This window comes from Streptomyces sp. 6-11-2 (assembly GCF_006540305.1).
Classification (GTDB): Bacteria; Actinomycetota; Actinomycetes; order Streptomycetales; family Streptomycetaceae; genus Streptomyces.
Genome location: NZ_BJOR01000001.1, coordinates 820,067 through 839,731, shown reverse-complemented (window position 1 = coordinate 839,731; position 19,665 = coordinate 820,067). Strand labels below are relative to the sequence as shown.

Here is a 19,665-nt window from a genome sequence, read left to right as displayed (position 1 = left end):
GGATTGCCGGCTACCGGGCCGTCGGAACCGAACGCCGAACCGCGGGCGGCGCGGCCGGGATCCGTTCCAGGACGCCGCCCGCGAACACGTCGTACAGCGGCAGCGTCTCCAGGTGGACGTAGCCGATGTGGCAGTCGCACACGGCCAGCGGGCACGGACGGGGGCGCAGGGCCCGTAGGTAGGAGCCGTCGTACAGGTTGCCCAGCGCCGAGCGGACGAAGTGGCAGCGGCGCACCGTGCCCTCGCCGTCCACCGATATGACCGACTCTCCCGTACGGCAGGGCAGGCCCGCGCTGCGGTGCGGGTGGCGGCTGTACGGGAAGAGCGGGTCCAGGGCCGTCCACCGGTCGGCCTCGGCGTCGGTGTAGGGGTGGCCCTCGGCGGCGTTGACCCACAGGTACACGTGGTCGGGGAGGTCGGCGCGCAGCCGACGCGCCTGCTCCAGGTGCTCGGGGAGGCCGACGACCCCGACGCTGTGGCGGACACCGCGCGCGGCCAGGTCGTGGCACTTGGCGAGGAAGCGGTCGTACGGCGTCTGCCCGGGGTGGAAGGTGCACCACAGGGCGAGGGCGTCCAGGTCGGCGGTGTCCAGCCAGTCCGTACGGCAGCTGAGGTTGGTCTGGATCGCCACCCGGCGGATGTGCGGCAGCCCGCTCAGCTCCGCGAGCGTACGCCGGTACCAGGAGCGCACCAGTCCCTCGCCCCACGGCGTGAACAGCAGGGAGAGCCGGTCGTCGCGCTGCGCGGCCGCCCAGGCGGCGAAACGCTCCAGCGCCGCGCGGTCCGCGGTGAGTTGGGCGCGGCTGTCCCGGCGCTTGGCGAACGGGCAGTACGGGCAGTCGTAGTCGCACGACGCCAGCGGGCCGCGGTAGAGGATCGTCAGGTCCATGCGCGCTCCCTCACTTCGGCTCGTACGCGGCCATGCGCTCACGCACCGCGGCGGAGAACAACTCGGGCCCCAGCGCGTCGGAGTGGGCCAGGCCCTCGGGGGACAGCCGCAGCAACTCCGCGCCCGCGCCGTCGTCCAGCCAGCCCCGCTCGCGGAACCGGTCCAGCTCGGCGGCGAAGTCGTCGCCGGGCGCGGTGCCGAAACGGGTCCGGTAGTCCGCGACGGGCATGCCCTCGGCCTGGAGCAGTGACTGGAGCAGATGGCGGCGCCGGGACTCGTCCGCGTTCATCTCCCAGCCGAAGTCCGCGTGCCGGAAGTCGTCGGCCGGGCGTGCCGTGTACTCGTCGATGATCCCGCGGATGCGGTGCATGTCCACGGCGTAGTCGAAGGAGTAGTGCAGGGTGGAAGTGTACGAACGGGAACCGCAGCCGAGGCCGACCATGCCGTCGGTCTGGCACGCGTAGTCCTCTCCTCCGGTGGCGGGGGCGCCCGCACGGCGGAACATGCGCATCGACACCTGCTCGTAGCCCCGCGCGAGCAGGTGGTCGCGGCCGTGGTGGTACAGCCGCAGCCGCTGCTCGTCCCAGTCGGCGTCGCCGGCGCCGCCGGGCGCCGTCCCGCGATGCCGGCCGAGACCGGTGAGCGGGCGCACGTAGAGGGGGTAGAGGTACAGCTCCTCCGGTTGCCAGGCGAGGGCTGCGTCCAGGGAACGGGTCCAGGACTTCTCGGTCTGGCCGTCGATGCCGTAGATCAGGTCGATGTTGAGGACGGGTATGCCGGTGTCGCGGATCCGGGCGAGGGCCGCTTCGACGTCCGCCCGGCGCTGCGGGCGTACGGCCGTGCGTGCCTCGGAGTCGACGAAGCTCTGCACGCCCAGGCTCAGCCGCGTGGTGCCGCGGGCGGCCAGCACGGACAGCCGGTCGGCGGTCGCCGTGGCGGGGGAGGCCTCGACCGACAGCGGAATCGCGGCGAGGTCGGCGCCCAGGCCGCGCTCGGCCAGATCGCACAGCCGCTCCAGCTCGGCCGCCTCCAGGAACGTCGGAGTGCCGCCGCCGAAGGCCGCGTTGGCGTAGCGCGCCCCCTCACCCAGTGCCTCGCGCACCGCGGCCGCCTGGCGTTCCATCGCGTCCAGGTAGGCGGTGGTCAGACCGTCCGGCGCACCGATCCGGGTGAAGAGATTGCAGAAACCGCAGCGGACCTCGCAGAACGGGATGTGGAAATAGAGGGAGAGGGCGTCCTTCGGCTCGTCCGCCCACAGCGCGTGCAGGGACGCCCGCTCCCGGGCGAGCGGACGGTACGCGGTCTTGTGCGGATACGCGTAGACGTACTGCTGGTACGGGCGGACGGTGCTGGGCGCGGCCGCCGCCTCGGTGCTGGTGATGGCCATGGTCATCGGGCCCCGTCGACGAAGAAGTGGGCGTAGGGAACGGTCCAGACGACGTCGTGGCCGATGCGGTGGCCGCTGTAGCCGTCCTCGCCGTACGCCGTGCCGTGGTCGGAGCAGACGACGGCGAAGCACGGACGGCGGCCGGCGACGGTGGCCAGGAGCCGTCCCATGTGCCGGTCCACGTACTCCAGCGCCGCGGCGTGGGTGGCCCGTGTGTCGCCCGCCTCGCGGGTGGCCCCGGGGAGATGGAACCAATTGGGCTGGTGCAGCGCCGACACGTTCAGGAACAGGAACAGGCGCTCGTCCTGGGGGAGTTCGGCGACGACCTGCTCCGCGCGGGTCACCTGGGCCTCGAAGGACGTGGGGGAGGCCACCCCGAACTCGGGCTCCCAGTGGCTCTCCTGGAACATACCGGGCAGGACGGAGCCCAGTGGTCGCTGCTTGTTGAAGAAGCCCACGCCGCCGATGCACACGGTGCGGTAGCCCACGGCGGCCAGACCCGAGACCAGGTCGGGGGTGTCGTAGACGAAGGTGCCGTTCGCGGTGGTCTCACTGCCCGCGAAACGGGCGGCGAAGAGCCGCGGATGCGGGCCCGGTGCGGCCGGTGTCGGCAGGAAGCCCGCGAACATCGCCTGGTGGGAGGCGTAGGTGAAACTGCCGGGGGCGTGCCGGCGCTCCCAGGTGCCGCCGGGCAGGTGCCGGGCCAGGTTCGGGATGCGCCCGGCCGCGGCCAGCTCCTGCGCCACGTCGTAGCGGAGTGTGTCGAGGGTGACGAACAGGATGTCGTGGCTTCCCACGATGTCGTTCATGTCAAGCGGTGGTGCCATGGTGGTGCTCCTTGCGATCTGCTCGCCGTACGGCGGCCGGGGCGGCGGTCCGTGTGGCGTTCTGCACGGTGGCTGGTGCGGCTGCTGCTGCGGCGTCCGGTGCGGGGGTTGGTGCCGGGGTCCGTGCGGTGTTCTGCAGGGCGGCCGGCGCTGCGGTCCGTGCGGTGTCGTGCAGGGCGGCTGGTGTGGTGGTCGGTGTGGGGGTCCGTGCGGTGTTCTGCAGGGCGGCCGGCGCTGCGGTCCGTGCGGTGTCGTGCAGGGCGGCTGGTGTGGTGGTCGGTGCGGCGGCCTGCACGAACGTTGGTGCTGCGGCGACCTGTGCGGCGTACGTCTCGAGGCCCTCGGCACCGCTTCCCGGCAGGCCGGTGAGGCGGGGCAGCAGGTCCCCGAAGGCGTTCACCTCGCCGACCGTGAAGCGGCGCCACCCCGTCGCCGGCAGGATGTCCACGCCGACGCACAGGGTGCCCGGGAAGCACGCGGCCGCCTGTTCGGCCACGTCCAGCACGTCGGTGAAGCCGCCTCCCGCCGCCCGGATCGCCGCGCGTGCCGCGTCCAGATCGCCGCGGGCGCCACCGAGGTGCAGATTCGTCATGGGGTGCCGACTGGTCCGCACCACGGCATGTGTGGCGCGTCCTGCCACCACGACCACCCGCAGGTCTGCGGCCCGGCCGCCCTGCGAGGCCTTCGGCAGCCACCGCTCGACGTGGATCCCGTCCGGGACCAGGGCGTCGACGAGGGCGGCGACCTCGGTCTCCGAGGTGTAGTGGCGCACCCGGAGGGAGTTGTGGAGGCGGCCGTCGGCAGTGGTCTCCACGGAGGTCGTCGCCTTGACCCGGCCCGGTCCCGCCACCGTCAGTGCCACGACACCGGAGGCCGACGACCCGTGCGCGGGCTTCACGAACGCCCGTGAGATACGAGCTCCCTTCAGCTGTTCCCGGAGCCCGTCCCGCCCGGACCAGCCGCCGACCGGACCCGTCAGGGCCGGCGGGACCGGGACGCCGGCGGCGGCGAGCCGGGCGTGGCAGCGCCGCTTGTCGAACATGACCGCGACGTCCTCCGGGTCGGCGGTCGTCGCCGCGCCCGCACGCCGCGCCGCGGCGGTCACCTCCCGGACCGCGGCGGTGAAACGGCGGTGCCACAGAGCCGTTCCCTCGACCCGGGTGGGGTCGTCGGTGTCCCGCAGCAACCGGTCGACCTCGGCGTTCTCGCCGGGGGAGTCGATCCGTACCAACTCGCCCGGTGTGAAGGCGTGCTGTCCGCGCAGTACGTCCCGCCAGGCGAGTACCCGGGGCGCCGGGTGACCGGCCGCGTGAACCGCTTCGGCGAACATCGTCGTCCGCCGGTTCTCGGGATTTCCGACGACAGCGAACCGAAGGCCGGAGTCGGTCGCCGCGCTACTCGGAGACCGCGACATATCGCCACTCCTGGTCCCTCCAGCTGTCCGGAGTCCGGTGATCCGACAGGTCCACCTCGGTCCCGGTGGAGTCGAAGGCGGCACGGATCCGGTCGGCCATGGACTCGCTCAGGAAGTGGTGGTGCAGGTCCAGCCGTTTGAGATGGTGCAGAGGCTGGCCGAGGAGCAGTGCTTCGGCACCGGTGTCGGTGAGCGTGCCCATGGACAGGCTCAGCGACTCCAGTTGCGCCACGACCGGTGCCGGGGCGAGGATCGCCGCGATCTCGTCCTGCACCTCGCTGTTCTGCACACCGAGATGGCGCAGCGCCGGGAAGCGTCCCTGGACGAGGAGCGGCGCGAGGTCGGCCACCGTCGTGTCGCCGCCGTAGTGGGACACACCGAGCCACAGTTCCAGACGCTCCAGCGCGGGCAGTTCGCAGGTGCCGACCGAGCGCACCACCTGGCCGGGCAGGCCGCCCGACTCGAAGCGCAGCACGCGCAGCGCGTCGTGCCGCACCGGGCGCAGCGTCAGGGGCTCCTCGCCGACCCCCTGCGAGTCGCCGCCGCGGACACCCAACTCCTCAAGCAGCGGGAAGCGTTCCAGGACGGGGGTGACATCGGTGAGCTGAAGCCAGGAGATCTCGCACTCCTCGCCGGTGACATCGGCGAGGAACAGGGCGCGCAGCGCGGGAAACCGCACCGCGTCGGCCACGATCAGCTCCAGCGCCGGACGCAGTTCGGTGTACTCGTCGTCCCACCAGGGCCCGATGACGAGAGCCCGCACCTGCGCGCTCGGCACCCGGTCCGTGAAGCTCCGCCACAGCTCCGCGAACGGAACCTCCCCGGCCGCGTAGCAGTCCAGCCGCCAGGCCACGTCGCCCGCGGCCGGAAGCGTCTCCTCGCCGGGCTCCGGCAGCTCCGGCAGGGTGAAGACCGGCAGCCCGTGGAAGGTCTCGAAGTGATCGACGATGGTCATGACGGCCTCATTCCGCGACCGCGGTGAAACGGTGGACGACGCCGTCGTCCTCCCACACCTCGCCGCGCTCCGACAGATCGGTCTCGACGCCGGACGGCTCCAGCGCCGTACGGATCCGCTCGACCACCGGCTCGCTGAGGAAGTTGTGGTGGAGGTCGAGCCGGGTCAGGTGGGTGAGCGGCTGACCGCCGAGCAGCGCCGTCGCGCCCTCGTCGGTGAGCACGCCGAGCGACAGGTCGAGCGACGTGAGCTGGGCGACGACGGGGGCCCCGGCGACGGCGGCGGCGACCTCGTCCTGGATCTCGCTGTTGCGCAGGCCGAGATGGCGCAGCGCCGGGAAGCGTCCTCCGGCCAGGATCGGGGCGAGGTCGGCGACGCCCGCGTCACCGCCGTACTCCTCCACGCCGAGCCACATGTCGAGGTGCTCCAGCGCGGGAAGCTCGCTGGCGGCGACACCGCGCACGACCTCGCCGGGCAGGCCGCCGGCCTCGAAGCGGAGCCTGCGCAGGTGCTCGTGCCGGACCGCCGGGAAGCGCAGCCCTGACCCGCCGCGGATCCCGAACTCCTCCAGCAGCGGATACGCCTCGAGGACCGGAGTGACATCGGACTGCTCGATCCAGGAGATCTCCGCCTCCTCCATCTCCAGGTCCCCGATGAACACGGCCCGGAGCCCGGTCAGCCGGTCCCGGGCGTCCACGAGACGCCGCACGATGCCGCTGGAGTCGTTGTCGTACGGCTCACCCCACTGACCCACGATGACGGCGCGCACCCCGGCGGGGTCGACGGCGTCGAGGAAGCGGTCCCACAGGTCGCCGAAGTCCTGCGGGGAGTCCCTGTAGGGCTCGATGGCCAGCCACCAGGCCGCGGCGTCCGCCTCCGGAAGCTCCCGCTTCCCCGCGAACCGGGCGAAGTCGAAGGCCGGGAGGCCGTGCAGTTCCTTCAGATGCTCGACGTGGGACATGGCGCTGGCCTCCTGGTGCTCTCACGCATTGCGTTGCTCGCGAAAAGTTGTACCAAGCGGCTCTGACATCGACGTGACGGGCTGGGTGCGTCCGGGGTGCAGTGGATGGTCCGGGGCGTTGTCGGACCCCCCGCGTAGCGTCGTGGACATCGGTCGGTGAGGTGCCGACGGGGAAGGGAGACACGTATGTACCGGCAGGGTGATGTCCTGATCGTGCCCGTGGCGGAGGCGGCCGTGCCGCCGGGCACGGACCGGCTGCCGCACCAGCCGCGGGACGCGCGGGGGAGGCTCGTACTGGCTCTCGGCGAGGTCACGGGACACGCTCACGCGGTGATCGGACCCGGGACGCTGGTCCGTGAGGCGGGGCCGTTCGGAGCGTCCTACCTCCATCTCCCGGACGGTGGGCGGGTGGTGCACGAGGAACACGCGGCGATACCGCTCCCCAAGGGCTGGTACCGCGTGGTGCGGCAGCGTGAGTACGCGCCCGGCGCGGTGCGCGTCGTGGCGGACTGAGACAGCGGACTTCAAGACAGCCGGATGGCAACGGCGCACTGGGACAGCCGGACCGAGACAGCGAAGAGCGGAACGATGACGACTCCGATGAGAACCGCGCACGAGACGCCGCACGAGACCGTGCATGAGACCCCGCACGAGACCTCGGACGAGACCGTGCATGAGACCCCGCACGAGACCGTGCAGGCGGACACGACGGCGATGTGGCGCGAGGTGGCGGCGGCGACCGGCCCCGCCGACCGCCCGGCGGCCGAGGAGGGCGTGCGCCTGGCCTACCGGCTGGCGGGCCTGCCGGAGCCGCAGCACATCGTCTGGGCGGGCTCGCCCAGCGAGGCCGTGGCCGTGGCCGCGCGGCTCACGGCGGAGGGCACGGCCGGCCGCAGTGTCCGCGACGCGGTGCGTACCCGGCCCTGGGCAGCCGCGCGCGAGCGTGTCCTCGACCGGCTCGGACCGGCCGGCTGGGCCGCGCACTGGGCCCTGACGGGCGCCCAACTGTGGGACGGCACCAACGCGTTGACCGAGCGCATACGCACCGGCGTCGTCGAGGCATCGACCGCTGCGGCGGGAGACGAGCAGGCCGTCCGGCTCGTCCTGCTCGACGCGGTCCTCGGTCAGCACGACGCGGCCTGGCTGGCGGCCTTCGACGGCCAGGACGGTGGGGAGGCGGTCGACGGGATCGCCGCGGTCGCCCGCGCCGCGGGCTGGTGGTGGCCGTACGAGAAGACCGCGGTCGTCTGCGAACGCCCCGTGGAGCTGCACCGGGACGAGGCAGGCCGGCTCGACCGCGGGGACGGACCGGCGCTCGCCTTCCCCGACGGGTTCGCGCTGCACGCCTGGCGCGGAATGCCGGTCCCCGCCGAATTCCTCGCCGGACTTGCCGAGCTGACCCCGCGACGCATACGCGAGGAGGAGAACGCCGAGCTGCGCCGCGTGATGCTGGAGCACTACGGCTACGAGCGCTACCTGGAGGATTCCGGCGCCGAACCGGTGCAGCGCGACCGGGCGGGTGTGCTGTGGCGCATCGAACTGGAGGGAGACGAGCCGCTGGTGATGGTCGAGGTGGTCAACTCCACCCCGGAGCCCGACGGAACCCACCGTACCTACTGGCTTCGGGTGCCGCCGAGCACCCGGACCGCCCGGCAGGGGGTCGCCTGGACCTTCGGCCTGGAAGAGGCCGACTACGTTCCGGAGAGGGAGACCTGAGCCCGCAGAGCACGGCGTCGGCTCTGTCCAGGGCCCAACGGCCCTGGCACCCAGGGACGTTGGGGCATTTGCCCCTAATGCCATACTGACCTGCGGTTTCAGTGGACGGATCGTCCCTTGTTCCCGTCGTGTCCCCCCACCGTTCCTCACACGTCTCTTCAGGAGCCCACCCATGCTTCGACTCATCCGCCGGCTCCCGGGCAGCGCACCGGACCGCCCGGGGGGCCGGTGCGCTCCGGTCTCGGCCGTCGCCCCGGGCGCGGCTGGACCGGACGCCACGCGGCTGACCGCCGTCGGGCGCGAGACGCGGAGGGGTCGCTGATCATGAGCGCGGAAGACGGGACGTACCACGCACTCCTCGCCCGGCACGACGCGATGCGACTGCGCCGGCAGATGCTCTCCTCCGGAGGCTTCCCGGGCGCGGACGGCGGCAGTGCCGACGGCCTCCGGGGCCCGGCCGGGCAGCCGTACGACGGGTCCGCCGACCAGCAGACCATCATGCGCGATCTGGACCTGGTGGCCCCGTTCGAGGAGCTGATCGCCCACCTCTACCAGGCACTGTTCACCCGGCACCCCTCCCTGCGGTCGCTCTTCCCCGCCGAGATGGCTTTCCAGCAGGCCCACCTGGCAAGGGCGTTCTGGTTCCTGCTCGAACACCTGAACAGGCCCGACCAGATCACCGCGACGTTCACCCAGCTGGGCCGCGACCACCGCAAGCTCGGCGTGCGTCCGGCGCAGTACGCGGCGTTCGAAACCGCGCTGTGCGAGGCGCTGCGCGTCCGTGCCGGCGAGCACTGGACCGCGGAACTCGAGCAGGCGTGGGTGCGGATGGTGCGCTTCGGTGTCACGGCCATGGTGCGGGGCGCGGAGGCGGCGCTGCACGAGCCGCCGTGCTGGCAGGCCACGGTGACGGCGCATCGGCTGTGCGGCCCGGACCTCGCGGTGCTCCGGGTACGGCCGCACGAGACCTTCCGGTACCGGGCCGGGCAGTACACCGCGCTGGAGTCCGCCCGGCTGCCGCACACCTGGCGCCCCTACTACCTGGCGGGCGAGCCCGGCCGGGACGGGGAGCTGGAGTTCCATGTCCGGTGCACCGGCCCCGGCGGCGTGAGTGAGGCCCTGGTGCGCCACACCACGGTCGGGGGCCGGATACGGCTCGGTCCCCCCAAGGGAAACCTGGCACTCGGCGAGGAGCAGACGGGCGAACTCCGGCTGGTGGCCTGGGACACCGGCTGGGCCCCGATGAAGGCGCTGCTCCAGGAACTGGAAGGCCGCCTGCGCCCGGCGTCCGCACACCGGCCGGGCCGGGTACGGCTCTTCCTGGGCGCCGACGCGCTGTCCGACCTGTACGACACGGAGTACCTGACCGAGGTCGAACGGAGCCGCCCGTGGCTGACCGTGGTTCCAGTGACGGGCGGAACCCCGGGGGAGGGCGTGTACGAGCGTCTGGCCCGCGCGGTGACCCGGAGCCGCCCCGCGGCGGGCGGCCACGCACTGCTCGCCGGGCCGCCGTCGATGGTGCAGACCGTGACGGCCGCGCTCACCCGCGCCGGGCTGCCCGCCGAACACGTCCGCCACGACCCGTTGCCGGCCGGCCCGCGTGACCTGCCCGGACCCGTCGGGGACTTCGGCTCGGCCGGAACCAGGATGTTCCAGGGGCAGTCGATCCCAGCCTGACCGACCGCCGCGACGGTCGCCGGCTCCCTCCGGAGGTGACCGGCGGCTGACTCGGGCCCACGTACGCGAAAGCAATGCCGTCCGCAAGGAACGGCAGGGCTTTCGCGTCACCCGCACGGCTGGCAGCATCAGGCTGCTGCGACATGTGAGCCCCAGAGGAGTTGACCCCGCCCGGTCGAAGAACGCTCGAGCCGCGACCAGCCACAGGGAGCCGCGATGACCCTTCGAACCCGAGTCCTGCTCGTCCTCTCCGCACTGCTTCTCACCCTCACGCCGACCGCGCCGATCGCCTGGGCACACGCCGCCTCGCCCGCAGCCGCGGGAGCGGCCGAAACCACCGTTCCCGCCTCCGCGAAGCCGCGAGGCGCCGAGGTCGTCGAGGCCACCCAGGTCGCGGACCGTCAGATCGACCTGTCCGTACGCTCGGCGGCCCTGGGCGGCCGCACGGTCAAGGTCCGGCTCCTCACTCCCGACGGCTGGAACCCGAGCGACCGACGGCAGCATTGGCCGATGCTGTGGCTGCTGCACGGTTGCTGCGGGGACTACACCTCGTGGACCGCCCTCACGGACGTCGCACGGATCGACAGCCTGCGCGACGTGCTCGTGGTGATGCCGGAGGCCGGCTGGAACGGCTGGTACAGCGACTGGTGGAACCACGGCCAGGGCGGCGACCCCGCATGGGAGACCTTCCACACCGTCGAGCTGCGGCAGCTCCTGGAACGCGACTGGGCCGCCGGCGGCAACCGCGTCGTGGCCGGCCTGTCGATGGGAGGCCAGGGCGCCCTGCTGTACGCCGCCCGGCACCCCGGAATGTTCAAGGCGACCGCGGCGTACTCCGGCTCGGCGCACCCGCTGCTGAACGAGGAGTCGGTGAACCGCATCATGGGCTTCTTCGCCGGCCAGGGCGACGACCCGCTGCGGGTCTGGGGCGACCCGGTCGCCCAGCGCGGCATCTGGGAGGCGCACGACCCGTTCCACCTGGCCCGGCGGCTCAAGTCGGTCCCCGTGTACCTGTCGTGCGGTGACGGCACCACCGGCCCCTTGGACTCCCCGGGCAGTACGAGCGCGCTCGAGGCCGACTTCAACCGCCAGAACCACGCCCTGGCCGCCGCACTCGAACGTGTCGGCGCCAAGCACGTCACCACCCACTTCTACGGACCGGGAACCCACGGCTGGGCCTACTGGCAGCGCGAACTGCACGCCTCCCTGCCGATGCTGCTGGGCGCCCTGCGCGTCGACGGCTGACACGGTCGCTCGCTCGGGCCGCTTGCCGGTGCTCGGCAAGCGGCCCGACGTGGTTCTGCCGTGCCGGGCCATGGAAGACCGGCGCCCGACTGGCCAGACTGTCGGCATGGTCTCCGTCAGACACCTGGTGGTCGTCGAGCCGGTTCCGTACCGGTGGCTCGTCGACGCCTTGGCCGTGATCCGCACCCTGGCGGAGGAGAGCCAGGCGGATGAACAAGGGCTCGTACTGCCCGATGGACAGGTGATCCCGGACATCCGGCTGACCCAAGGGCGGCACCTGCGACCCGGCTCGGTCTACCTCACGGAGGCCGAGGTCGAGCTTGAGGTCGAGGACGAGGACGAGGACGGGGACGACGCCGGGGACGGAATCGCGAAAGCGGATGCCAACGCGGACGCGGACGGGTCCGGGATCAGCGAGGATGCCGAGGCGAGCGAAACCGTACAGATCACCGTCAGGGAGTGGGATCACCGCCGCGCGGTCCGCCTCGAACTCGCCCTGGCCTCGGACGAAATGAACGTCGAACTGGACGCGGCACTGAAGAGCCCCGACCGCCCGAGCCTGGTCGAGATCAGCGGCCGGGCAGGAGGCGGCGCGGCAGCGCGCACGCTGTTCGGCATGGCGGGCCGCGTCCGGGTACGGCTGGACGACTGGTGGCCCGCTGCAGACACCGACCGCACCCCACCTTCAGCCCCGGCCTCGGCCCGGCTCGACCACCCCTGGATCCGGGCGGACGTGCGAGCGGTTCCCCGGCCGTCCCGGGACGACTGCAGATGGGACATACACGTCACCGTCTCCCTTCGTGGCCGTCGACTCCTGCGACCGGTCGCCGCGGTCGTACTCGCCGTCGCCGCCCGCCGGATACGCCGATCCGTCGTGCGGACCCTGGACAACCTGGCCGCACAGTGGAACGACCGCGTGCCGCACCTGGTGGCGATGAACCCGGACCAACTGAGAGAAACCCTCTTGAGCAAGCCGTCGGGCGAAAGCGGCCGGCACGACGCGGCCGAGACCGGCACGCCGGGCACGCCGCCGGACCGGCCGGATCCTGGTGGGCCCAGGACTCGGCCGGCGCCATGAGCCCTCGCTCTCATGCGTTCGTGAGCAGGGACTCCAAGGCCTTCGCCGTGGCTGGATGCCGGCTCGTCAGCGCGGCGCCCGAAGGTGCAGCGCCGGACGCCGTCCACGCGCCGTCGCAGCCCAGCAGGTCCGCCACCGCGTCGCACGTCGCCGGATGCGCGGTCAGCAACCGGATACCCGACGGGGGCGGGACGTCGGCCGGCGTCCACCCCTGCGTGCAGCCCAGCAGCTCCGCCACCGCGTCGCAGGTCGCCGGATGCGCCGGGAGCAGTGCGGCGCCCTGGCGGTCGTGCCCGCTGGACCGCGTCCGGCGGGTGGCGGGCGGGGCCGGGGGCGTCCGCCACGGTGGGATCCAGGCGTCCAAGGCCGCCAGCCGCCCCGGGAAGATCCGCCCTGCCTCGCGGATCAGCAGCGGGGCCAGCTCCGCGGCGCCGGACCGCAAGGTGGTGATGAGCAGCGGCAGCCACGGCAGCAGGACCGCGTCGGGCAACCGTCCAAACGCGTTCGACACCGCTTCCACGACCACGTCCGCCAACCCCGGCACCGGCTCCAGTGCGTGGACGAAGCCGCTGAGGTAACGGGGATAGGCGGGCACCACCAGCGGATTGTCCAGCAGCGCGTCGCACCGTCCCCGCAACTCCGCCCGGGACAGCGCGCCGAGCTGCACCTGCGCCGCCCACAGCAGGGCCGTCTTCGACGGCTCCTCGGGATGCGACTGGGCGACCGCCAGCTCCAACTGGGCCCGGTCACAGCCCAGCGACAGCGCGAGGCTCTCCATGCTGAACAGGAAGCCGAGCATCGCCGCGACCTGCCCGACCGTCGCGTCCTCGTCCCGGAACGCCACCGGCAGCAGCGTGCAGTAGTGGGCGTAGCCGGTCTTGACGAACGACTCGATCCACTGCGGCAGCACCGGTTCGCTGGTGCGGTAGTACGCCAGCAGCCCGCGCACCCGGCGCAGCACTTCCGGCGCGCCGTCGACGCTGCGCTCGGTGGCGAGCACCTTCAGCGCGTGCGTGCCGAGTTCGTCGGCGAGGCGGCGGCTGCGCAGGTACAGGGTCGCGTCCTCGACCGCGGCCAGTACGGTCGCGGTCGTCGCCTGCGGGCCGTACGCGTCGCGCCGCAGCCGCTGTTCCAGGACCTGCTCGATGCTGACGCCCTCGTAACCGAGCTCGATGAGGGCCCGTTGGTGGGTGCCGAGCGCCAGGTCCCAGGACTCCTGGATCGAACGCTCACCGAGCCGCCGCTCGCCCATGATCGGCCGGGCGGCGCCGTGCGGCATCAGGCGCCGCAGCATCCACAGGACGTCGGAGCAGGCCTGGAGCTCGGACCGGGAGGCCATGTCCAGCAACGCCCTTTGCACGCCGCGCTGCTGGAGTTTCAGTCCGAGCGGTGCCAGCCGGTCGTGCACATCGCGGGCGAGCGGCGGCAGCGCCTCGTAGCCGACCTGGCCGATCCGGTCGCCGCCCATCATGATCTCGACGAGGCGCCGCACGTCCCGCCGCCCCGGCACGGCGTCCTTCTCGATGCAGGTGACCGCCGCGTCCTGGAAGTCGTACGGTGTGGGCTTGGCCCGGTCCCGCATCCCGGCGAGCAGGACCGACGTCTCGAACACCGCGATGGCGTCGGCGGTGGAGGCGAGGTAGCCGTTGCGCCGGGCCGCACGCACGATGTCCACCGACCAGCCGAGCAGTTCGGCCTCGTCCAGGCCGTCGAGCACAGGCGGCCTGTGCAGGAAGCCGGACAGCCGGTCCGCGGCGGCGGACTCCGGTGCCGGGATGGTGGTGGACTCTGGTGCGGGCACGATGACTTGCCCGCCCCGGACCTCCGCCGCCGAGGTCCTCTTCGCCGGGGCCTTCTTCGCCGCGGACTTCTTCGTGCCCGCCTGGCCCGCCAGCCGGTACGGCTGCACCCGGGTGCGCTTCAGGTTCTTCGTCCACTCCGTCGAGGCGATCGACACCGAGCCGGCGGCGAGACCGAACTGCGCCTCGATCGCCGCGTGGCTGGACGGGATCAGCCCGTACTGCCAGGTGGTGGCGGTGCGCGGGGAGATCGTGAACGTCTCGGCGGCGCCGTGCACGCCGAACTCCTCGACGCGGCTGACCGCGTGGAACGCCCCGCACACGTACAGGCAGTCCGCCGGATCGGTCCCGGTGGCCGTCAGGTGCTCGCGCATCCGGGTCCACATGTACCGTTCGCGGTCCTCGTCCACGCGGACCCGGGCGCCGTCGCCCGGAGCGAGGCGCCGGAACAGGCTGCCGACGAGGAGCATCACCTGGCGGTAGGTGTCGTGGCCGGCTGCACTGTCGCCGAGCGGCACCTCGACGTACTGGTGCCACCACTCCGACCAGTGCCGCACCCTGCCGTGCCGCAGCAGGTGTTCCTCCAGCTCGGCGAAGCGCGGCCGGAGGTCACCGAGTTCGACGCCGACGGCCTCGCCGTGCAGGGCGGTCTCGGCCTCGGCCGGGGGGTCGGTGTCCTCCGCCGCGGCCTCCCGCGCCTGCTCGCCGCCGGTGTCCCACTGGAAGACGTGGTCCGCGGACCGGTCCACGAGCACCAGTTCCACACCCGGCGTGTCCAGGGCGTACGCGATGGCCTGGTACTCGGCGGACGCCTCGGTGATCGGTGCGACGACCGACAGCGGAGCCCAGTCGCGGGGGAAGCCGTCGACGTCACCGGCGAACGCCTGCACCGCCACCGGCAACCGGCAGTTGCGCAGCTCGGTCAGCAGCGGTGCCATGTCCTCGCACAGCTCCAGGTAGACCACCTTGGGCTGCTTCTCGCGCAGCCGCCGGGCCATGGCGGTCGCCGAGGCGGGCGAGTGATGGCAGACGGGGAAGATCTCCAGTGGCTCGCGCACCGCCCGGTCGACGTCGTCGACCATGCCGAGGAGGATGCCCTCCAGGGCGTCGGGTCCGCCCGCGAACGTGGCGGCGGCCTCCTGCAGTTGCCCGCGCAGCGCGGCGAACGTGCCGCTCTCCTGGGGCCCGCTCATGACAGCGTGGCGATCGCGTCGCGGCCGCCCTCCAGGAACTCGGGCCAGGAGCCACCCTCCTCCTTGCTGCGCGGCTCGACGACACCGTGCAGGTACTTGTTGAGGATGGCCAGGTCCTCGGGCTCGCGGCGGGTGAGGGAGCCGACGAGCGAGGAAGCGAGAGTGCGGGCGGTCAGGGCGCGTTCGCCGAAGAAGTTGCTGTGCAGGACGGCGTCCTCCAGCACGCCGATCTGCTCGGCGGTCGACAGCGCCGACTCCAGCTTCTCGTCGTCGCTGCCGGCCGCGGCTGCGGACGCGCGCAGGTCGGCGAAGCTCTGCAGGAGCACGTCGAGCAGGGTCGGCGGGACATCGAGGTCGACCGAGTGCCGGCGCAGCAGTTCCTCGGTGCGGAAACGGACGATCTCCGCCTCGCTCTTCTTGTTCGTCACGACGGGGATGCGGACGAAGTTGAAGCGGCGCTTGAGCGCGGAGGACAGGTCGTTGACGCCCCGGTCGCGGCTGTTGGCCGTGGCGATGATCGAGAAACCGGGCTTGGCGAAGACGATGTTGTCGCTGCCGCCGCTCTCCAGTTCGGGAACGGAGATGTACTTCTCGGAGAGGATCGAGATCAACGCGTCCTGGACATCGCTCGTGGACCGGGTCAGCTCCTCGAACCGGCCGATGGCACCGGCCTCCATCGCGGTCATGATCGGGGAGGGGATCATCGACTCCCGCGACTGGCCCTTGGCGATGACCATGGACACGTTCCACGAGTACTTGATGTGGTCCTCGGTGGTGCCCGCCGTGCCCTGCACCACCAGCGTGGAGTTACGGCTGATCGCGGCGGACAGCAGCTCCGCCAGCCAGCTCTTGCCGGTGCCGGGGTCGCCGATGAGCAGCAGACCGCGGTCCGAGGCGAGGGTGACGATGGAACGCTCGACGAAGCTCCGGTCGCCGAACCACTTCTGCGAGATCTCCCGGTCCAGGCCGTCGGAGCGCTCGGAGCCCAGGATGAACAGGCGGACCATCTTCGGGGACAGACGCCATGAGAACGGCTTGGGACCGTCGTCGATCGACTCCAGCCAGTCGAGTTCCTCGGCGTACTTGATCTCGGCGGGGGCGCGCAGCAGGTCGGACATGAGGGGAGGGCCTTTCCGTGGGGTGATCACAACGACGCGGACGTACGGTCGGTGATCAGGTGAGAAACGTCTTGAGTTCGTGCACGAGCTTCTTGATGTGGCCGGAGATCACCGGCGTGCCGAGGTCCTTGAAACGCTCCCGGAACCACGGGTTGACGCTGCCGCGCCCGGAGCTGGTCACCGAGCCGACCGGGATGAACTTCGCGCCCGAGCGGTGAAGGGCGGCCATGCTGTCGAACAGCTCCTGGTGCCGCCACTCGTAGAAGTCGGAGATCCACACCACGACGGTGTTGCGCGGCTCGGCGATCTTCGGCTGCGCGAGCCGCATGGCGACGGTGCCGTCGGTGCCGCCGCCCAGCTTGGTGCGCAGCAGCGTCTCGAACGGGTCGTGTGCCCAGGGAGTGAGGTCCAGGGCCTGGGTGTCGTAGGCGATCAGGTGGACGTCCACCTTCGGCAGCCCGGCGAAGATGGAGGCCAGGATGGTGCAGTTGACCATCGAGTCGACCATGGAACCCGACTGGTCCACGACCACGACGAGCCGCTGGGGCGTCGTCTTGCGGCTGGTGTGCCGGTAGTAGAGGCGGTCGACGTAGAGCCGCTCCTCCTCCGGGCTCCAGTTGGTGAGGTTCTTCCAGATGGTGCGGTCGAGGTCGAGGTTGCGGAACACGCGCTTGGGCGGGACGGACCGGTCGAGCTCGCCGACCGTGGCCTTCTCCACCTGGGTGCGCAGCACCTCGGTGACCTCGTCGACGTAACGGCGTATCAGAGCCTTGGCGTTGGCCAGGGCCACGCCGGAGAGGTTGTTCTTGTCGCGCAGCAACTGCTCGATCAGGGACATGCTCGGCGTCAGCCGCGAGGCCAGCTGCGGGTCGGCCAGCACCTCGCGCAGGTGCATGCGCTTGACGAGATCGCCCTCGATGGAGCCGAGTTCCGGGCCGATCGCGGGGATCAGCCGGCTGAGGTCCGGCGCGGGGCCGCCGATTCCGGTGCCGGTCGGGCTGACGCCCCCTCCGGCCCCCATGCGGTGGGTGCCGCCGCGTCCGCCGCGCAGCTCACCGGGCCGGCAGCCCAGCGCGCGCTCCAGCCAGTCGGCGTCGGACTGCCAGCGGGCCAGCTGCTCCGCGGTGACGGTGCCGGGGCGCGAGGCGAAGACGTTCAGCAGCACCTTCGACGCCAGCGCCGCCCGCCGCACCTCGGCGGCCCGGTCGCGCTCGCCGTCCTCGTCCGGCGCCGGTGCCATCAGCCCGTCGAACTCGGCGGCCAGCTCCGGGTGCCGCTGCACGACGGAGCCGACCGACGCACCGGGGTCGAGCAAGGCGGACGGCAGGCCGATGTCCTCGACCACGGCGAGACTCGCCGACTCCAGACCGGCCTGCTCCTCCGGGTCGAAGAGACGGGCCAGCAGACGCCAGTAGAGGACCTGCCGCCGGTTGTCGTACGGATCGGGCTCAGGGGCGGCAGCCTGTCCGGAGAAGTCCTCGGTCATTTCCGCAGCAGCCTTCCGGCACGTTCGCGCAGCACGGTGACGGCGTCGGTGGCGGCCTTCTCGGCCCGGACCCCGGCCTTGTCGGCCGTACCCCCGGCCCAGGCGCCCGCGTGCACGGCGACGGCCTTCTTCCGCACGGTCCGTTCGACGGCGAGCGGCTGGAACAGGAACTGTCCGGCGTCCCAGCGCAGCAGCCCGACACACGCGCCGGACGCGGCGACGGCCTCGGGCGCGAGCGGACCGGCGGACGGGACGCGATCGGTGTCGACGGCCAGGCGGTACCCGGCGAGCTGGAAGACGGTCCCGTCGTCGCCTTCCTCCACGCCGTAGCCCTCCAGCAGAACGGGCACCGCGATCCGGGCCGGATGCCGGTCGAGCGGCGCGGTGGCGAAGGCGGCGGCGGTGGGCAGGGCCACCCGGGCGGTGGTGAGGACCTCGGCGGGCTCACCCATGCGCGCACGGCCGTCGTCCCAGATCAGGTCGCCCTCCTCGGTGACGGGCATCGCGTCGAGGTCCATGGCGCGGCCCTCGCTCACGGCCCCCAGCAGGGACATGTGCGGCCGCAGCAGCTGCCACAGACCGGCGCCGACGACCGTGTCCGGCTTGGGCGCGGACACCGAGGCGCGCACCAGCCGGGGCGTGCCGCCGTCCGCGGGCTCGAACACCGCGTGCACCTGCGCCTGTACGGCGGTGTCGTGCTCCTGCACGTCGACACCGAGCGGCAGCAGCCGGCCGGTCGCCTCGGCCACGGCGGAAGCGCGCGCCGCGCCCGGCAGCGTCAGCAGCAGGGCGCGTGACCACAGGTCGGCCCAGCGGCGCACCGGCACGCGCTCCAGGGTCGCCCCCGGGCAGGAGGCGGCGAGTTCGGCGGCGAAACCGTCGAGCAGCGTGGCCAGGCGGCGCAGCGCCGGGTCGGGCAGCATCGCGGAGACAACCGGCGCGGCCCCGTCGACGAGTTCGTGGTCGATGCCCTGCCAGCCGGCCCGCGCCAGATCGCACAACCAACTGCGCGCTGCGGCGTACGGATTCGCCGCGTGCCCGTCGTCGCCGGCCGCCGCGGTGTCGGCTTCCTCGACCCGCGGCCGGCCGGTGGCCTCCTCGACGCGATCGGTCAGCGCGTCGTGCACGGAACCGAGCAGGGCGGTACGGGCCGCGGCGAGTGCGACGAAGTGGTCCTCGTCGGCGGCTCCGGCGACCGCCTTGTCGGCGGCCTCGGCCACCCGCGCGGCCAGCGGCGTCCCGGCGACGGCGTCCGCGAGCCCGGTCAGACCGGCGGCCTGGCCGGGCTGCGGACGCAGCAGACCGGCGACGAGAGCTTCGTCGAACCCGTCCACGGCCGCGAGAGCCTCGTCAAGGCCGTCGACGGAGTCGGACAGCAGATCGGCATGCATCAGGCCACCGCCCTCGTCGTGGGGAACCACTGCATCTCGGGCACGGGTGCGGTACTCGGCGCGAGTTCGAGATAGGCCAGGTGCCGCAGGAACCGGCTGAACACCCGGGCCGCGGCCGAACCGCCGGCCGCCGTGGGGCGCGTGGCCGTCATGACGGCGATGACGGCGTGCGCGTCCGGCTCCGCCGCGTCGACCTCGACCTTCAGGTACCGGGCCACGCGCTCGGCGCCGTACTGCAGCACGGCCTCGCCGATGAGCGCGCGTATGTGGTTGCAGAACATTCCGCGGGCACCGCCGCAGGGGCGGTTGTTGTTGGTGCTGCACGCGAACGCGTACGTCCCCGCCTCGACCGAGGACACATACACGCGTCCGATGTCCGACCCGCTGGACACCACACCCTGCAACCGCCCGTCGGCCAACTCGACGAACGGCACCTTCGCGAGCTTCCGCGGCCGTGCCGACGGCACCACCCGTGCCGTGCTCGACTTCTCCCAGACCGACAACGCACCATCTCCCATGCATGCGAAAG

The 19,665-nt window shown here is 72.3% G+C and carries 15 protein-coding genes and 1 pseudogene; 5 read left to right on the top strand and 11 right to left on the bottom strand.

Annotated features, from left to right (window positions below):
- Positions 1–10: 10 nt before the first annotated feature.
- From TNCT6_RS03710 to TNCT6_RS03685, 6 genes and pseudogenes are all read right to left on the bottom strand, one after another.
- Positions 11–889 (bottom strand): STM4011 family radical SAM protein, encoded by an 879-nt coding sequence (locus TNCT6_RS03710; protein ID WP_141356521.1) that lies wholly within the window; start codon positions 887–889, stop codon positions 11–13.
- Between the two features lie 10 nt (positions 890–899).
- The gene (locus TNCT6_RS03705; protein WP_373996146.1) at positions 900–2,276 is read right to left on the bottom strand and encodes an STM4012 family radical SAM protein; all 1,377 of its coding nucleotides are present in this window, start codon (positions 2,274–2,276) and stop codon (positions 900–902) included.
- Between the two features lie 2 nt (positions 2,277–2,278).
- Positions 2,279–3,085, bottom strand: a complete 807-nt coding sequence (locus tag TNCT6_RS03700; protein ID WP_172633177.1) for an STM4013/SEN3800 family hydrolase — start codon at positions 3,083–3,085, stop codon at positions 2,279–2,281.
- A gap of 325 nt (positions 3,086–3,410) precedes the next feature.
- A pseudogene (locus TNCT6_RS03695) lies at positions 3,411–4,517 on the bottom strand (STM4014 family protein); the annotation flags it as partial.
- Positions 4,498–5,472, bottom strand: a complete 975-nt coding sequence (locus TNCT6_RS03690; protein WP_141356515.1) for an STM4015 family protein — start codon at positions 5,470–5,472, stop codon at positions 4,498–4,500. The gene TNCT6_RS03690 and the pseudogene TNCT6_RS03695, both read right to left, overlap by 20 nt.
- A 7-nt stretch (positions 5,473–5,479) precedes the next feature.
- A complete protein-coding gene (locus tag TNCT6_RS03685; RefSeq protein ID WP_141356513.1) occupies positions 5,480–6,433 on the bottom strand; it encodes an STM4015 family protein in 954 nt (317 codons plus the stop codon).
- A 186-nt stretch (positions 6,434–6,619) separates the two neighbouring features.
- Here TNCT6_RS03685 and TNCT6_RS03680 point away from each other — a divergent pair, with 186 nt between their 5' ends.
- The 5 genes from TNCT6_RS03680 (at position 6,620) to TNCT6_RS03660 (ending at position 12,149) form a co-directional block, all read left to right on the top strand.
- On the top strand, positions 6,620–6,946 hold the full coding sequence (locus TNCT6_RS03680) for a hypothetical protein (protein WP_141356511.1): 327 nt from the start codon (positions 6,620–6,622) through the stop codon (positions 6,944–6,946).
- 201 nt (positions 6,947–7,147) lie between these two features.
- Positions 7,148–8,149: a DUF6745 domain-containing protein gene (locus TNCT6_RS03675; protein ID WP_141366048.1), complete on the top strand. Its 1,002-nt coding sequence runs from the start codon at positions 7,148–7,150 to the stop codon at positions 8,147–8,149.
- A 324-nt stretch (positions 8,150–8,473) separates the two neighbouring features.
- On the top strand, positions 8,474–9,826 hold the full coding sequence (locus TNCT6_RS03670; protein ID WP_141356509.1) for a globin domain-containing protein: 1,353 nt from the start codon (positions 8,474–8,476) through the stop codon (positions 9,824–9,826).
- 216 nt (positions 9,827–10,042) lie between these two features.
- Positions 10,043–11,071 (top strand): alpha/beta hydrolase family protein, encoded by a 1,029-nt coding sequence (locus tag TNCT6_RS03665; RefSeq protein ID WP_141356507.1) that lies wholly within the window; start codon positions 10,043–10,045, stop codon positions 11,069–11,071.
- Between the two features lie 106 nt (positions 11,072–11,177).
- Positions 11,178–12,149, top strand: a complete 972-nt coding sequence (locus tag TNCT6_RS03660; protein WP_141356505.1) for a hypothetical protein — start codon at positions 11,178–11,180, stop codon at positions 12,147–12,149.
- A gap of 10 nt (positions 12,150–12,159) precedes the next feature.
- Here the strand turns inward: TNCT6_RS03660 and TNCT6_RS03655 are convergent, their stop codons facing one another.
- From TNCT6_RS03655 to TNCT6_RS03635, 5 genes are read right to left on the bottom strand one after another with little or no spacing between them, the layout of a single operon-like run.
- Positions 12,160–15,141: a DUF5682 family protein gene (locus TNCT6_RS03655; RefSeq protein WP_141356503.1), complete on the bottom strand. Its 2,982-nt coding sequence runs from the start codon at positions 15,139–15,141 to the stop codon at positions 12,160–12,162.
- Positions 15,138–16,259 (bottom strand): AAA family ATPase, encoded by a 1,122-nt coding sequence (locus TNCT6_RS03650; protein ID WP_141356501.1) that lies wholly within the window; start codon positions 16,257–16,259, stop codon positions 15,138–15,140. Before TNCT6_RS03650 ends, TNCT6_RS03655 begins: the two co-directional genes overlap by 4 nt.
- A 55-nt stretch (positions 16,260–16,314) precedes the next feature.
- Entirely contained in the window at positions 16,315–17,745 is a 1,431-nt protein-coding gene (locus TNCT6_RS03645; RefSeq protein WP_141356499.1) for a VWA domain-containing protein, read from the bottom strand.
- Entirely contained in the window at positions 17,742–19,136 is a 1,395-nt protein-coding gene (locus tag TNCT6_RS03640; protein ID WP_141356497.1) for a hypothetical protein, read from the bottom strand. Before TNCT6_RS03640 ends, TNCT6_RS03645 begins: the two co-directional genes overlap by 4 nt.
- On the bottom strand, positions 19,136–19,654 hold the full coding sequence (locus TNCT6_RS03635) for a hypothetical protein (RefSeq protein WP_141356496.1): 519 nt from the start codon (positions 19,652–19,654) through the stop codon (positions 19,136–19,138). The genes TNCT6_RS03640 and TNCT6_RS03635 overlap by 1 nt, the downstream gene beginning before the upstream one ends.
- Positions 19,655–19,665: the final 11 nt, after the last annotated feature.